Source organism: Escherichia sp. TW14182 (assembly GCF_000208525.1).
GTDB classification, from domain to species: domain Bacteria; phylum Pseudomonadota; class Gammaproteobacteria; order Enterobacterales; family Enterobacteriaceae; genus Escherichia; species Escherichia ruysiae.
The window spans coordinates 1-1,878 of the sequence record NZ_AEJZ01000384.1; the positions used below are offsets into that span (position 1 = coordinate 1).

The following is a 1,878-nucleotide window of genomic DNA, read 5'->3' on the forward strand; positions in this document are numbered from 1 at the left end:
CTCAAACTAGATCAAATAAAAATTTCCACAAGTGAATTAAATAATTATATGTGGCGATATTTATTACCGCCACAAAATGCAAACCCTAATTTTGGGCATTTACGAGCAACATGAATATATAACAGCTTCTTCTTCATAAGAATTATGCAGAAGAAGCTCATCTTCTATAGTTTCAATTATGATAGTGTCTCCATGACGTAACTCAACCCCAGCTTTATCGGTACTAATTGATGCCCCCAGTAATAAATAATGAACAGAATAAACAGGAGATTTTAATAAGTCACTGCCAAATAAAATATCCATTAGTTGGCTTTGGGTATGTCTCATATTTCCGAATCCGAGTACACTTTCTTTCCGCCATATATCTGAACCTTCACGTACAACCTTACAGACCACTTTTGAATATTCTGGTATTTTATCAGTTAATATTAACTCATGCCCGATTCCTGTGCTCATCAACTTCGATAGATTAGCTAAGTTGGGATGTATTTTCCTCATTCCAACATCAGAGAAGTCATTAGCTATTGTATATCCAACCACCTTTGGCCTTCCGTTGTTTGTTATTATAATGACTAATACATATTCGACCTCAATACCTCCTGAGAAAGACTGCATAGGAAGGATTATACGTTCACCTGTAGTTCGTAACGTAGTACCATTTCCTTTAAAAAACCAATCCAGCTCTCTATTTCCAGCAGGTAACCCATTCAACGTATTATGTGTCCGACCAAAAGAACTGACAAAAACATTTCTATCATCAGCTGGCTTCATCGGGATGTTATATATGTTAGTTTTTATGTTTTCTTGTTGTATACGTTTTATATCAGGTAATTTATCCATTAAGGAAGATATAGAAATATCTTGTTCAATACTTTTACAAAGAAGATCATAACTTGATGTATTCTTTATTAAATATACACATTCCTCACTGCAATCTTTTTTTTGGAGGATAACAGACCTATTCCCATTAATAGTGCAGTCGATAAGTGATTTCATATAAATCCCCTTTTATGAAATTTTACTCTGCGGCTTCTTTCCATGGCGAGAGCAAAGGAAAACGCCTATGCATATCGCCATAATACTTATCACATGATATTGTGCTAAATTTACTTTAAGAAATATGACACTTAGTACCCCTGCCGATAATGGGATTAAATGCGTAAAAATCTCTCCCCTGGTAGCACCAATTATTGATATACCTTTACTCCAAAATAGATATGACAGCCAGGATGGAAAAATAACCAGATATGCCATACCAATAACGTTATAAAAATCAGAATCGAACTTTATTAATGCACCATTGTGAATCAAGCTAATTAAACTAAACGGTATTAACACAATAGCACCAACTACCGCACACGCAGTTACAAATACATTTCCAGAAATTTCTTTCGGTTTCTTTCTAAGGAAAGAACAATAGATCGCCCAACTAACTGCGGAAATCATAGTCCAATAGTCACCGCGATTAATTTTTTCTAAAAATTGTAGATTTGTTATATCACCTTTTGTAACTAACCAAGCAACACCTAGCGTACTAATTATAACACCAGCAACATTTGATTTTGATATGTAATCCCTAAAAAATATCCAGTTAAATGCAAGAACCAATCCTGGAGTGGATGATAAGTATATAGCGGCATTTAATGAAGTTGTGTATTGCAATCCAATATATAATGCCACTGGAAACATTACTTGCCCTAATATAGCCAATAGTATAATGGATTTTTTATTGCGAATTATTAAATTATAATTTTTCTTAATTGCTATAAAATTAAATGCAACAAGGATTATACTGGTAAGTAGCCACCTTAATTCTGATAACAGAATAGGGTTCATATTAACCACCATAATCTTACCAACAACATAATTACCGCCCCA

At 33.8% G+C, this 1,878-nt stretch carries 2 protein-coding genes; both read right to left on the reverse strand.

What is annotated here, in order from left to right:
* Positions 1–99: 99 nt before the first annotated feature.
* Positions 100–996 carry a hypothetical protein gene (locus tag EQY_RS0122115; RefSeq protein WP_000838377.1) on the reverse strand — a complete coding sequence of 299 codons (897 nt, stop codon included), beginning with the start codon at positions 994–996 and terminating at the stop codon, positions 100–102.
* 12 nt (positions 997–1,008) lie between these two features.
* A partial coding sequence (locus EQY_RS0122120; protein WP_000326728.1) for a DMT family transporter occupies positions 1,009–1,878 on the reverse strand: 870 nt, incomplete at its 5' end.